This is a genomic window from Rhodococcus jostii NBRC 16295 (assembly GCF_001894825.1).
In the GTDB taxonomy this organism is placed as follows: Bacteria; Actinomycetota; Actinomycetes; order Mycobacteriales; family Mycobacteriaceae; genus Rhodococcus_F; species Rhodococcus_F jostii.
This window is the reverse complement of record NZ_BCWY01000001.1, coordinates 211,756-225,057: the sequence shown is the minus strand read 5'-3', so window position 1 is coordinate 225,057 and position 13,302 is coordinate 211,756. Positions and strand designations below refer to the sequence as shown.

The 13,302-nt window shown below is 64.6% G+C and carries 10 protein-coding genes and 1 pseudogene; 8 read left to right on the top strand and 3 right to left on the bottom strand.

Annotation, left to right across the window (positions count from 1 at the left end):
* The first annotated feature begins 76 nt into the window (after positions 1 to 76).
* The 8 genes and pseudogenes from RJ1_RS01075 to RJ1_RS01035 all read left to right on the top strand — a co-directional run bounded on the left by RJ1_RS01075 (position 77) and on the right by RJ1_RS01035 (position 11,125).
* The gene (locus RJ1_RS01075) at positions 77 to 1,426 is read left to right on the top strand and encodes an ABC transporter substrate-binding protein (RefSeq protein ID WP_073358034.1); all 1,350 of its coding nucleotides are present in this window, start codon (positions 77 to 79) and stop codon (positions 1,424 to 1,426) included.
* The gene (locus RJ1_RS01070; protein WP_073358033.1) at positions 1,423 to 2,370 is read left to right on the top strand and encodes a carbohydrate ABC transporter permease; all 948 of its coding nucleotides are present in this window, start codon (positions 1,423 to 1,425) and stop codon (positions 2,368 to 2,370) included. The genes RJ1_RS01075 and RJ1_RS01070 overlap by 4 nt, the downstream gene beginning before the upstream one ends.
* Positions 2,371 to 2,372: 2 nt before the next feature.
* Complete coding sequence (locus RJ1_RS01065; protein ID WP_073358118.1) at positions 2,373 to 3,197, top strand: carbohydrate ABC transporter permease; 825 nt, start codon at positions 2,373 to 2,375, stop codon at positions 3,195 to 3,197.
* Positions 3,198 to 3,247: 50 nt separating this feature from the next.
* Positions 3,248 to 4,897, top strand: coding sequence for a glycoside hydrolase family 13 protein (locus tag RJ1_RS01060; RefSeq protein ID WP_073358032.1), 1,650 nt, complete (start codon positions 3,248 to 3,250; stop codon positions 4,895 to 4,897).
* Between the two features lie 762 nt (positions 4,898 to 5,659).
* Positions 5,660 to 6,097 (top strand): annotated as a pseudogene (locus RJ1_RS01055) (hypothetical protein).
* A gap of 454 nt (positions 6,098 to 6,551) precedes the next feature.
* A complete protein-coding gene (locus RJ1_RS45720; protein WP_141474109.1) occupies positions 6,552 to 6,764 on the top strand; it encodes a hypothetical protein in 213 nt (70 codons plus the stop codon).
* A 1,846-nt stretch (positions 6,765 to 8,610) separates the two neighbouring features.
* Positions 8,611 to 9,867: an IS701 family transposase gene (locus RJ1_RS01040; RefSeq protein WP_073358029.1), complete on the top strand. Its 1,257-nt coding sequence runs from the start codon at positions 8,611 to 8,613 to the stop codon at positions 9,865 to 9,867.
* Positions 9,868 to 10,015: 148 nt separating this feature from the next.
* Positions 10,016 to 11,125, top strand: a complete 1,110-nt coding sequence (locus tag RJ1_RS01035) for an IS630 family transposase (protein ID WP_073358028.1) — start codon at positions 10,016 to 10,018, stop codon at positions 11,123 to 11,125.
* On the opposite strand, the gene RJ1_RS48745 is transcribed toward RJ1_RS01035, so the two are convergent.
* The 3 genes from RJ1_RS48745 to RJ1_RS01020 form a co-directional block, all read right to left on the bottom strand.
* Positions 11,122 to 11,247 carry a helix-turn-helix transcriptional regulator gene (locus tag RJ1_RS48745; protein WP_083400300.1) on the bottom strand — a complete coding sequence of 42 codons (126 nt, stop codon included), beginning with the start codon at positions 11,245 to 11,247 and terminating at the stop codon, positions 11,122 to 11,124. The genes RJ1_RS01035 and RJ1_RS48745 overlap by 4 nt on opposite strands.
* A gap of 127 nt (positions 11,248 to 11,374) precedes the next feature.
* A complete protein-coding gene (locus tag RJ1_RS01025; protein WP_073358027.1) occupies positions 11,375 to 11,665 on the bottom strand; it encodes an alkylmercury lyase in 291 nt (96 codons plus the stop codon).
* An 85-nt stretch (positions 11,666 to 11,750) separates the two neighbouring features.
* Entirely contained in the window at positions 11,751 to 12,722 is a 972-nt protein-coding gene (locus tag RJ1_RS01020) for a hypothetical protein (RefSeq protein ID WP_240319576.1), read from the bottom strand.
* Positions 12,723 to 13,302 lie beyond the last annotated feature (580 nt).

The window sequence follows — 13,302 nt, the reverse complement described above, 5'->3', positions numbered from 1 at the left end:
TGATTTCGGAAGCGCTTCCGACATATGCTTCGGAAGCGCTTCCGAATTGTGATGCGCGTCTCAATGCGGAGGAGCTATGGACTCACACCACTCGAACCGGGGCCGGTGGGCGCGCAGGTTCGCCGCGGTCGCCTGCGCCGCGATCCTGCCTTCGGCGGTGGCCTGCGCGCCGCCGGGCAGCGGCTACACCACGACAGCACCGACGGAGCCGGTAGCGGTGCGCACGGATCTCGGTACCGACCCGATCGAGTTGACCCTGTACGACGGGGCGGGGCTGAAGAAGATCGACGAGGCCCTGATCGCGGCGTTCACCGAGCGCCACCCGAACGTGACCATCACCGCGCGCTACGACCCGGACGAGGTTCAGGCGGTCAACGCGCCCCGGGTGCTCGCCTCGGATAATCCGCCGGATATCGCGCGGATCATTGCGCTGCCGGCGGCGGTGGCCAACCGCCAGCTCACCGCACTCGATCCGTGGGCCGACGCCTACGGCTGGAACGAGCTACCGGAGGGGCAGATGGCCATGTATCGGGTCGATGACGCCGGGGTCCGGGGCACCGGTCCGCAGTACACGATGGCCAGCGGGTTCACGCTGACCGGTCTCTACTACAACAAGGATCTCGCGAACCGCATCGGAATGACCTCGCCGCCCGCCACCGTCGAGGACTTCGAGCAGGCCCTGGCGTCGGCGAAGACCGCCGGGCTGGTCCCGATCATGGCCGGCAACAAGAGCGCCCAGGTCACCTTCCTGGTCCAGATGATGCTGAATGCATCGTTGGGGCGCGATGCGGTCAACGACTGGGTCTTCAACGCTCCCGGTGCCACCCTCGACACCCCCGCCGGCGTCGATGCGGCCGCGGTCGTGGCCGACTGGGCCGCGAACGGCTACTTCCCCCAGGACACCAACGGCACCGACGCGACCGCCGCCGCCGGTCGGTTCGCCGCCGGCGAGGCACTGTTCTACGCCTCCGGCAACTGGGATGCCGCGGCCCTGCAGACCAAGATGGGCGGCAACGTCGGCTTCGTTCTCCCGCCGATACCGGCGGGAGAACCCGTGCTGGCCATGTCGGATCCGGTGTCCAACTTCGCAATCCCCTCGGGCTCGGACGACAAGAACGCCGCCGCAGCCTTTTTGGACTTCCTCCGCTCCGAGGCCGGCCGGCAGGTCGCGGTCGACGCCGGTTTCGCCCCCTCCGGAACCGGCGAGGTCCCGGCCACCGCACCCGGATCGCTGGGCGCCCAGATCCAGGCCGCCTTCGGCAGGCTGGTCGCCGCCGACGGCCAGGTCCAGTTCGTCCAGAACGCCACCAACGGCATGTCCGGCACCTGGTTACCGCAGGTCCAGATGCTCGCCGCCGGCCGAACCACCCCCGGGCAGATGATGGGCGCCGTCCAATCCGCCTACGAGCAGGACCTTCTCCGATGACCTCCACCGCGCACACCCCCCAGACATCCCCCGTCCGGGCGTTCGGTCACCGCGCCGCAATCCGGCCCGACCGGGGGCACCGCGCCAAACGAGCCCTGACCGGATGGCTGTTCGTCCTCCCCGCGGCGCTGGTGTACACCGTGTTCGTCCTGCGGCCGCTGCTGACCACCATCTGGTACTCCCTCTACAACTGGGACGGCATCTCCGTCGGCAGCTGGGTGGGACTCGGCAACTACGGCCGCGTCCTCACCGACCCGCAGTTGCTGTCCTCGATCGGGCACGCGTTCTTCCTCATCGCGTTCTTCACCGTGTTCCCGGTGATCGGCGGACTTCTCGTCGCCGCCCTGCTGCAGGAGATCCGCATCCGCGGCCTCGGAACCCTCACCCGCACGTTGCTGTTCCTGCCGCAGATCATCCCCGGCGCCGCGGCCGCGGTCGCCTGGGTGTGGATGTTCTCGAGCAACGGCACCGTGAACCAACTCCTCTCGGCAGTCGGCCTCGGCGGCCTCACCCGGTCGTGGCTCGGCGACTTCGACTGGGCACTGCCCGCGGTCGGCGTCATCGGGACCTGGCTCGGGCTCGGATTCTGCACCATCCTGCTCATGGCGGGCATCGGGAAGATCGACATTGCGATCTACGAGGCGGCCCGACTCGACGGTGCCGGCTTCTTCAGCACCTTCCGCTACGTCACCGTTCCCGCCCTGCGGGCCGAAATCGGGGTCTGCGTCACCGTCACCGTCATCGCCGCTCTTGCCAGCTTCGACATCGTGTTCATGTCCACCCAGGGTGGACCCGGCTACGCGACCACCGTTCCCGGTGTCCAGATCTACCAGCTTGGTTTCACCGAAGCCCGGGTCGGCCTCGCCAGCGCACTCGCCGTCGTCCTCACCGGGCTGATCCTGCTGGTCATCCTGCCGATCCAGCGCTTCTTCAGAGAGAAATGATCATGAAAACCTCCGTCCGCCAACGCATCCCCGGACTCGTCCTGCTGCTGGGCACGATGATCTTCTCGATTCTGCCGTTGCTGAGCATGCTGTCGGCGGCGCTGCAGCCGCAGGGCACCGTCCCCTTGGGGCTGTCGTGGCCGTCGAACCCGCAGTGGCACAACTTCCTCGACGCCTGGCGCGTCGCGGAGGTGACACCCCTGCTGGTCTCGAGCATCATCCTCGTCGCCGGCGTCGTCCCGGTCGCCGCGTTGTTCGCCGCGATGGCCGGCTACGGGCTCGGTCAGCTGAAGGTCCCCGGCGGCACCGTCGTGTTTCTGCTCCTGCTGCTGGGGTTGACCCTCCCGCGGGAAGCGACGATCGTGCCGCTCTACTACCAGCTGCGCGAGATGAACCTGCTCAACACCCGCCTGGGCCTGATCCTGGTCCTGATCGGCACGTTCATGCCGTTCGCCGTCTTCTGGATGCGGGCCCATTTTCTCTCGATGCCGAAGGAGCTCACCGAGGCCGCGGCACTCGACGGTGCCGGCCCCTGGCAGGCGTTCCGCCATGTCCAGGTCCCGCTGGCGGTCCCGGCGCTGGCCTCGCTGTGCCTGCTGCTGTTCCTGTGGACCTGGAATACCTTCCTGCAGGCCATCGTCCTGATCGACGACCCCAGCAAACGCACCATGGCGGGCGCACTGCAGAACTTCGTCGGCCAGTACTCCACCGACGTCGTGCTCCTCAACGCCGGTTCACTGTTGATCATGGCACCCACCATCGTGGTGTTCCTGCTGTTCCAACGCCACTTCGTCAAGGCGATGATCTCCGGCGCCGTCAAGGGCTGACCGTGCCCGCACTCCCATCACCACACCCACACCACCCCCAGGGGGAAACCATGCCCACAGCACGTCAGTGGTGGCACGACGCCGTCATCTACCAGGTGTATCTGCGCAGCTTCGCCGATGCCGACGGCGACGGTATCGGCGACATCACAGGCCTCCAGGCCCGCCTGCCGTACCTCGTCGACCTCGGGGTGGACGCCGTGTGGATCACCCCCTGGTATCGGTCACCGATGGCCGACGGCGGCTACGACATCGCCGACTTCCGCGACATCGATCCGCTCTTCGGCACCCTCGACGACGCGGACACCCTCCTGGCCGCCGCCCACGCCGCCGGACTCCGCATCATCATCGACCTGCCCGCCAACCACACCTCGCACACCCACCCCTGGTTCCGGGACGCCCTGAACAGCGCTCCCGGTTCGCCCGAGCGCGCCCGGTACTTCTTCCGCGACGGACGCGGCGACACCGGCGAACTCCCACCGAACGACTGGATCAGCGCCTTCGGCGGACCGGCCTGGACCCGCACCACCGGAGACGACGACCAACCCGGCCAGTGGTACCTGCACCTGTTCGCCCCCGAACAACCCGACCTCGACTGGACCAACCCGCAAGTGCGCGCCGACTTCGCCGACATCCTGCGGTTCTGGTTCGACCGCGGCGTCGACGGGATGCGCATCGACGCCGTGTCGGCCATGGCCAAGGTTCCCGGCCTGCCCGACGCCGGCCACGCACCCGGAGCCCGTTTCGAATCCAGCACCTGGGTCGACAACCCGCACTGGGATGTCGACGACCTCCACACCATCCTGCGCGAGTTCCGCACCATCGCCGACACCTACGGCCCCGACCGCATGTTCGTCGCCGAGGCGATCGTCCGCAGCCCCGAGCGCCTGGCCCGCTACGTGCGACCGGACGAACTGCACACCGCCTTCAACTTCGACTTCCCCCGAGCCGGCTGGAACCCGGCAACGCTGCGCGAGGCCATTGACCGCAGCCGCGACGCGCTCCACGAAGTCGGAGCACCGGCCACCTGGGTGCTCTCGAGCCACGACGAGACCCGCCACCTCACCCGATTCGGGCGCGCCGACACCAGCACCCTGCCCATGACCCTGACCGCCGGCACCGACTCCGACCTCGCCCTCGGCACCCGACGCGCCCGTGCCGCCGCCCTGCTCATGCTCGCCCTGCCCGGCGGTGCCTACCTCTACCAGGGCGAAGAACTCGGACTCGAGGAAGTCACCGACCTGCCCGAAGACCTACTACAGGACCCGACCTGGGAACGATCCGGACACACCATCCGCGGCCGCGACGGATGCCGGGTCCCGCTGCCCTGGAGCGGCGACCACCCGCCCTTCGGATTCACCACCGACAACGCACAACCGTGGCTCCCCCAACCCGACAATTGGAAGTCGAAGACCGTCGCCGCCGAATCCGACGACCCCGATTCGATGCTCACCCTCTACCGCACCGCACTCCAGCTCCGCCGCACACTGCCCGCCCTCCGCAGTGACTCTTTCGACTGGCAACCGTCGGCCCCCGATGTCCTCGCCTTCGACCGCGGACAATCGTTTCGGTGTGTCGTGAACCTGTCCCGACAACCGATCGCGGTCGACCCGGACGTCACCGTCCTGCTCGCCTCCACCCACCTGTGGGACTCTCAAACGATTCCTCCGGACACCGCCCTCTGGCTGCGCACCAACCAATAGGACCGTCACGCAACCGCTCCATCGAAGAACTTGTCGGACACAGACAACCCGAGACCGGACCAACGAGGAACCGCAGTGAACCCACACCCCCGACCACACCCATCCCCCAACCAGCCCCACGGCACGGTGGCCGTCAGTCACCACAATCACAGCACGCGCCGCCATCGTCGATGGCCGATCAGCGCAGCGCCACCGCTCGGTCGGGACGACGAAGAGATCCTCCGTTTCGCCCGAATCTGGGCGCCATACGGTGGGGCGCCGGCCGACGAGACATTCCACCACTTCGGCATGTCGACATCACGCTTCGTCGACAAACTGTGGGAAATCCTTCGCGGCCGCGGACGTCGCTGGTACGGGAACGCCGCAGACCAACTCGCCGCCGCCTTCCCCCACCCATCGCCCAAGTCGACGCGACCCGATGAACGCCCCAGCCGACTAGGACGGTCCGGGAGTGTCCGATTAACGGTGGATCCGACCTCGGAGCACCTCTGCGGCGTAGCCGGGGCGGGTGAGTGGCTGCGTTGACGCTGATGCCGAGAAGCTGGCTGAGTACTGCAGCGTGGAGGTCCGCCGCGAGGTCCATCAAGGCGCTGTTACGGCTGACTTGGGGTGGAATTCCGAGCGCTTTGAGTCGAGTCATGATCCAGGCGGGAGTCAGTGGCTGGCCAGGAAGTCCGGCGCACCGTGCCGCGTCAGCGCAGTGGTCTGATCGCGAATCACCTGCAGGACCGCCGCGACTAGCAAGATCGCCAGTTCCAAGCGCTGGTTGTCGGGGTGCGGAGCCGCCCCACCCGGTTGGCCGCCAACGGAGTCGCGAACATCCTCGCCACCCTGTTGCAGCAGAACCTCACCGCGCACCCACACCGGATCGACCTCGCCCCGGCGGTTCCAGCGGCCGGTCGCCGTCTTCAGTACCGATACGGACGCGTCCGCGACCATCGTGTTCCGACAAAACAAGGCTCTGATCTGCAACGACGTCGTCAACAAACCTGCCGTCGTCGTGTGGGCCACCGTGGTCAGATCCTCGACATCTCACAACTGCGGATGAAAGCCGGCGGCCTGCTTCCAGTCGGATTCTTTACCCGCCGAGGCCCTTCGGTTCTCGGCAACATCCTCACGAGGAAACTGGTCGCGAAAGGGCTACTGACACATACCGTCACTGCGCTGCGCATGATCGCCATCCTCTCGATGGCGGACTGAACGCGCACCGGCGGCACCACTTACCGCTGCTCGCAGTTTCGGGTGGTTGCGATCATCACCCGAGGCCCGGGAGCGCTGGTTCACTACTGCGGTGGCGCCGATCAAGGTCGGCGTCCGAACTAGATCAACTTCGCCATTACCAGTCGCGCTGTTCCCGCGGCCGACGTCCCCAGCACAGTCTCGCCTCGCCCCTTCCAACCTTCTCGAGATCCTCTCGCGATGCTGTGGACCGAGCGAAATCCCGAAGGCGAGCAGCTAACTCACCAACCTCGCATCGGCATAGAAGCGCGAGCCGCTGGTGCCTCCTGCGCGCTGTTCCGTCGAGACTGCTCGCGCTGCGCGTTCATGCATGTTGAGAGATGATTGGACGGGGGTAAGAGGTGCGGGCGGCGTTGCCCGCAGGCTGCATCTGTTCCAATCGGGCAGCGAACCGCAGACACAAAGGTGGTCCGCCGTGATTCGCGCCGCAACCGAGACCACGCTGCGAAAATGGAGCATCACGATGAATGAAAAGAAGACCCCACCGACTGCACAGTCGACGGTGCAACCAGAGGCGAAACACGCGTTAACGGACGACCCCGGCGCCTCACCAGAAGATATCGCCGCTGTCGTCGAGGGGTTAACCGGTCAACGCCTGATCGAGAGGTCGCAGCAACGAGCACGGTAAGTGCGCCGAATATACAGTGTACGAGTCGAATTAGTCATCGACGTTGCCTCGTGGCGCCGCCGAGGATCCAACACAAGGGGCCCAGCTATGTTTCCTCTAGCAGCTACAGGATTGATGACAATCGGTGTCGCGTTCTTCTCGCTAGGTCCGCTTGCCGTGGCTGCAGTGCTTGAGCGTCACCTTCGTCGCTAGACGACTTGCTTCGGCACTTCGAGCGCTGTGGGGAACGCGTCAATTGCAGCTGTACCGCAGGAGCGGGTATGAGGCGTATCGGTTCGATGACAGTGGTGCTCGGCCTGGGCGTTCTGAGCCGGTCGGACAGCGCTTGGCGGCGCGGCCTCCGAGTGTTTGGGTTTCCGCGGCAGGGTGCCCAGGCGGCTCTACCCGGTTCGGCGTTGTCGACGTCGTCGGAGCTCACGAACCGACCGTAACGATTACACCTCGCCAGCCTTGCAACGTCGCCAGCCCGCTCTCCGCGGCGCCACCGGCAACGACCTTGCCATCGTCGCCGCGATCCGCGCCACTCGCCTCAATCACCACGAAGATCGAAGAACGCATCCGAGCCGGCGGATCGGCTGGGCACCTCCTGATCCCGTCGCAACCGAACCGCGGCTCGACGGCGAGAGTGGCTACACTTTGCTGCGGACCCGGGACCGCGCGGTCGGTGATGAGCCGACCGCTGACCACGATGCCCTCGAGTCGTCTTGTGAGGGGTCTCGGTATGCCGTCGCGGTCAACCACGACGAGGTTGCTCGTGCATACGCGAGCTGTCGAATCAGCGCGCGTGGCGACATGCATGACCGACCTGTGATGAGGCTGAAAATCGCGATGAGGGCATGGAGGAACAAGGTGGGCACGGGGATCCTGTCGTGTGCGAATGCGTTAGATCTGTGGGGAATCGAGCTACCGATTGGTGCAGCGGGAGCTAGTGCGCCGTGGGATAAGTAACTTGACGGTCTCGGCTTCGGATACGAGCCATTAGACGATGTTGTTGCTCATATGTCACCCACTCGCAGTGGATTTCGATCAAGCGCCGATATCGCAGACAGCCCGTAGACGAACTCACGGGAGGCGCCACCTTTCCGAAGTTGGGACACCTGGAACCCGACAGCTGCTGCTAGTCGGCGTTCGTACTCGTTGATGTCGATTGCGAATGCGGCAGTGACATCCCTCGGAGCCGGCCCACCGAGCGGTTCCCAAAGAAGCGCAAAGTCCAGAATGTCGTTGTCACAAAGACTGTTCCACATTTCGTTCCTATGTGAGGCGCGTGCTCACGTTTGCGTAACTGCCTGGGATCTGTCGGATCGCCAGCCGCCCGCTCCGTCCACGTGACCCGCCGAGCGACTCACGGAACGAGACGAGGATCGTCCGTTCGCAGGGGGTGCGGGGTATGTGCCCGCTAAACTGCGTATTTCCCCTTGAGCGCAGTTGGAATCAGGTATGACCTGCCACAAACGTTCGATGAACCGGAGCCGCGACATTCCGAAGTGAACGAGGATCTCTTCCTCGTCCGGACCGCCGTATGGTGCCCACATACTGGCGAACTCGATGAGGCGCTCCGCCTCGGTGTCGCGATGCTTGTGCGTGCGGTTGACCTCGGCCCATGCGGCGCGTCGCCGCTGGGACCATCTGCGATACTCGCGAGAATTCATTGGATTGAACGATCTACTCAGGGCCTGTGGTGGCCTTCGGAATTTGGTCGTCCTCGCCGCGGCAAGGCGTGAAAGCGGAGTGACATCCGTTCAGGGGTGACTGTCAAGTTAATTTCCGCACGGCGCACTAGTAGTACTTTGTTAGCTCGGCGTGTCGGCTCGAGTTTTCGCGATTTTCTCGAGAGCATGCGGGCATGGATACAGCCGCTCTCGACCGCGTCGGGGAACAGTTGGATACGTTTGTCGGTGAGGTGTTCTCGTCGCTGGCGCGCAAGGATCAGCGCGAGAAGGCGGGGCTGTATGCCCGGGGGTTGATGCTCGACGGCCGGCGGAAGTCGATGCAGCCGATGGCGCAGCGGTTGCGGGTCGATCACCAACAGTTGCAGCAGTTCGTGACCACTTCGCCGTGGGATGTCACACCTGTGCGGAAAACACTGTCGCGCAGGGCGTGTGGTCTGATCACCCCGGATGCGTGGGTCATCGACGACACCGGGTTCATCAAGGACGGACCCGCCTCGCCAGGCGTGGCCCGCCAGTACTCGGGCACCCTCGGCAAGGTCGGCAACTGTCAGATCGCGGTCAGCGTGCACGCCGCCACCGATGCCGCGTCCGCCCCACTGGACTGGCGGCTGTTTCTGCCCGAGAGCTGGGACGATCGGTCCACCACCGACCCCGATGCGATCGCGGCGATCACCGCCCGCCGGCGACGGTCCGCGATCCCCGACACCGAGCATCACCGCCCCAAATGGGCGATGGCGATCGAGATGATCGACGAGCTGACCGAGTGGGGCCGGATCCCGCCGGTCGTGGTCGCAGACGCCGGCTACGGCGACACCACCGCCTTCCGGCTGGCGCTGACCGAGCGGGGCATCGACTACGTCGTCGCCGTCAAGGCCGCGACCAGCGCCCATCCCGGCGACGCGGTCCCGGAGACCCAGCCCTACAGCGGCCGCGGACGCCCGCCGACGCCCCGCTACGGCCCGCACGCGACCTGCAAGGACCTCGTCCTCGCTGCCGGACGCAAGTCCCTGCGCACCGTGACCTGGCGCAAGGGAAGCAAGACCGACCCCACCAATCCGACCGCGTCGATGCGCTCGCGGTTCGCCGTGTTGCGAGTCCGCCCGGCGAACCGCGACATCCCCCGCGCCGAGGACGGCACCCTGCCCGCGGTGTGGTTGCTCGCCGAGTGGCCGACCGGAGCGGATGAGCCCACCGACTACTGGCTCTCCACCCTCCCCGTCGACACCCCGCTGCCCGAGCTGGTACGGCTGGCGAAGATCCGCTGGCGCGTCGAGCACGACTACCGGGAGCTGAAAACCGGTCTCGGACTGGATCATTTCGAAGGTCGCTCCTGGCTGGGCTGGCACCACCACGCCACCCTGGTCACCGCCGCCCACTTGTTCCTCACCACCCTCCGGCTCACCGACCCAAAAGCAGCCGGGCAGGACTGACGTTTTACGCCGTTCTCCACGAACTCCAACGCGCACTTGCCCGTTGGATCGGTACCTGCCCACTGTGCCACCACACCTTCCCCACATAACAAAGTCCTACTAGTGTCCCGAGTCGTTAATTCATTGTCATCTTGGTAGAGTGTGTCACATGGGTGATGGTCGTGGACCGAAGCTGGCCGTGCTGGAACTGAGTCAGGCCGAGCGAGATACGTTGCAGGGGTGGGCGCGCCGAGGTAAGACCGCTCAAGCGCTGGCGACCCGTGCGCGGATCGTGCTGGCGTGCGCAGACGGCTTGTCCAATAGTGAAGCCTCGCGACAATTGAGGGTGTCGCTGCCCACTGTTGGCAAGTGGCGCAAGCGATTTCTGGAGGATCGACTGGAAGGCTTGAATGACGAGGCCCGGCCTGGTGCGCCGCGCAAGCTGAGCGATGCCCAGGTTGAGAGTGTGATCACCAAGACCCTGGAGGAGCAGCCGGCTAACCGTGACAGTCACTGGTCGACCCGGTCGATGGCGGCGGCGACCGGGATGTCCCAGACGGCGATTTCGCGGATCTGGAGGGCATTTGGCCTCCAACCGCACCTGGTGGACACGTGGAAGTTGTCGACCGATCCACTGTTCATCGACAAAGTCCGTGACGTGGTGGGGTTGTACCTCGATCCTCCCGACAAGGCGATGGTGCTGGCGGTGGACGAGAAATCGCAGATGCAGGCGCTCGATCGCACCGCGCCGATGCTGCCGATGATGCCGGGTGCGCCCGAACGTAAGACGCACGACTACGTCCGCTACGGCACCACAAGTCTGTTCGCGGCGTTGGATATCGCCACCGGCAAGGTCATCGGCCAGCACCAGCGTCGCCACCGGCACCAGGAGTTCCTGCGGTTCCTCAAAACCATCGACGCCAACACCCCTGCCGAGCTGGACTTGCACCTGATCTGTGACAACTACGCAACACACAAGACCCCAGCGATCAAGAAATGGCTGGCCAGCCACCCGCGGTTTCACCTGCATTTCACCCCCACCTCGGGTAGCTGGCTCAACCTCGTCGAGCGCTGGTTCGCCGAGTTGACCAACCGTAAACTCCGCCGCTCATCCCACCGCAGCATCAAAGCCCTCGAAGACGACGTCAACGCCTGGATCGTCGCGTGGAACGAAGACCCGAAACCCTTCGTGTGGACCAAGACCGCGGACGAAATCCTCGCCAGCCTCGCCCGCTACTGCACCAGAATCAATAAAACAATTAACGACTCAGGACACTAGGGGAGGCGAAGGGCGCGCTGGCGATATTCGCTGGGGGTCATCCCGTACTCCGCGCGGAAGATCTGGCTGAAATGGGGGGCGTTGAGCGTGCCGTTGCGGGCGATCTCGCCCACAGGCTGCATGGCCTGGAGCGGGTCGGCGAGGTCCGGTCCGGTCCATCCTCGGCGTGGACGCTTCGAAATCAGCTCGACTACTGCACGCCGGGCGATTCGGTCGACTTGCCTTGTGCATTGTTCTCGTGCGTATCGATCAGCATGGCGGGGATGGTCTCGGCGTCCGCGGATTCGCACTGGCCCGTAACGCGGCCAGAACGCGCTGCGGTGTAGGAACGTCCAGCCGGCACACGCTGTCGCACAGGTGCGTACCCTCGGGGCGCATCACGTCGAGGCCGTCGACTAACACTGTCGGTGATGCGTATTGGCCGACGATCTCGATGATCGCAACATCATCGATGCCCAGATCGACCAGACAAGCACTCACGAGTCGGCGTGCAGAGTCGGCGTGCGGGCAGCCGGGCGAGGTCCGCAGTTCGATACGCACAGGAATCACTCCTTAGCCGCCGTACAGCTCCTCCCTTTGGTAAGTATTCTCCGAAAGGGGGCGAGTTGTACGGCGGCATGCTTATCTATGTGGTGCTCAGTACCTGTCTCTTCTCCCGATCCTGCTGCATGGTGACCGCCCTGCGCGTGACCGCCGGCGTGGCGATCCCGATCCCACCGATGGCCAGCAGAATGATGCCAGGCGCGAAGAACCACCATGACAATGTCGTCGTCGCGGTGCCGGCAGTGGGAATACTTGCTGCCTTCTGGAAGCTCCCGACATTCTCCCCGATGGCGGAAACCAGACCTTGGAAGCGGGGAAGGATCGTGTTCAACTGCGAGACACCGGTGGCGACGGCGGGGTAGTTCTGCACCATGAAACCTTGGAACTGTGTGGAATTCATGTCGAGAGCACCCGCTAGCGCCGGCAGGGTCTGCTGCTGCAATTGGTTGGACATGTTCTGAATGACATCCATGTCCGCCCGCGCCGCCGCCGCCCCCTGGTCCGTGAACACCGGGCCGAACGCTGTGGTCAGATCATCGACGGCTTTGGCCTTGCTCGGTACCGACAGCACGAGGGGCGCAACGATGAACACAATTCCGACGACCGCGCTCACTACGAGGGTTGCCCGAGCCAGCTTCTCCCGACCGAGAACGAGGGCGCTGCCTGCGAGGAGGAACAGCGCCGCACCGGGGATCAAGAACAGGAACGGCACCGTCGTGCTCGGCAGAAAGTTCGTTGGGATCTCATCCGCTTTGCGGAAGTTCGGAGCCTGCATCTCCAGTCCGCCGACGAGACCCTGAAACTTGGGCAGGATCGTGTTCAACTGCGACACGCCATTGTCGACGTCCGGGAAGTTCTTTCCCATGTAACCGTTGAATGCATCCGGGGACATACCGAGGGCGCCAGGCAATGCTGGCAGCGTCTGCGCTTGCAGTTGGTCGGACATTGCTTGCACGGTGTTCATGTCGGCTCGAGTCTGGGCCAGCGCGGAGGGCGTCATACTCGATCTCAAGCTTCCCGTCAGTTTCTCGACGCCGTTGGTGTTGCTCAACATTCCCGTTACGAGCGGAAGTAGAAAAAGTACTAACCCGAGGGTCGCGACGGCCGTGAGAACTATTTTCTTTACCGACATCACTGTTCTCCTGTAGTTTCTGCGCGCACCTTGTTGGTGTGGTCGAATTTGCGGAGTAATGGTCATTAGCGCCCCTTGAGCGGACGGTCATATCTATGGGCAAATTGCGTAACTGTGGGTTCCGCCACAGCACTGAAACGACAGTACGACAGCGCCTACTCAATCGAATATCGTTAACCTGCGGAAAAGTAGCCCATTCGTGGCCAGTTTCGACAAATCCGGTCAACCAGGCCGTTCGCAGATCGGACAGGCAACAATCGGCCAGGCTCCGAGGAAGTTGTCCTACTGTCGGATAATTCTCCATCCATTAGGGAAATCGACTGACATCACCGCGCTCAACGCGTCGGCGCAAATCGACTGGGTGTTCGAGTGGGTCGTGCAGTTCAAAAACAAGAAGTCGAAGATTGGCGTAGCGACGACACCGCCGACTACGAATCAGGAGACGAGCACGCTACGAAATTAGCGCTGCACCTTCGGGGTCCACTCCGACCTCGGCGACTTG

Excerpts from the sequence above, each read along its gene's own strand:
- RJ1_RS01075 (WP_073358034.1), top strand. The coding sequence starts at position 77 with ATGGACTCACACCACTCGAACCGGGGCCGGTGGGCGCGCAGGTTCGCC.
- RJ1_RS01065 (WP_073358118.1), top strand. The coding sequence starts at position 2,373 with ATGAAAACCTCCGTCCGCCAACGCATCCCCGGACTCGTCCTGCTGCTG.
- RJ1_RS48745 (WP_083400300.1), bottom strand. The coding sequence starts at position 11,247 with ATGCAGCCTGTGGGCGAGATCGCCCGCAACGGCACGCTCAACGCCCCC.
- RJ1_RS01040 (WP_073358029.1), top strand. The coding sequence starts at position 8,611 with ATGGATACAGCCGCTCTCGACCGCGTCGGGGAACAGTTGGATACGTTT.
- RJ1_RS01020 (WP_240319576.1), bottom strand. The coding sequence starts at position 12,722 with ATGTTGAGCAACACCAACGGCGTCGAGAAACTGACGGGAAGCTTGAGA.
- RJ1_RS01070 (WP_073358033.1), top strand. The coding sequence starts at position 1,423 with ATGACCTCCACCGCGCACACCCCCCAGACATCCCCCGTCCGGGCGTTC.
- RJ1_RS01060 (WP_073358032.1), top strand. The coding sequence starts at position 3,248 with ATGCCCACAGCACGTCAGTGGTGGCACGACGCCGTCATCTACCAGGTG.
- RJ1_RS01035 (WP_073358028.1), top strand. The coding sequence starts at position 10,016 with ATGGGTGATGGTCGTGGACCGAAGCTGGCCGTGCTGGAACTGAGTCAG.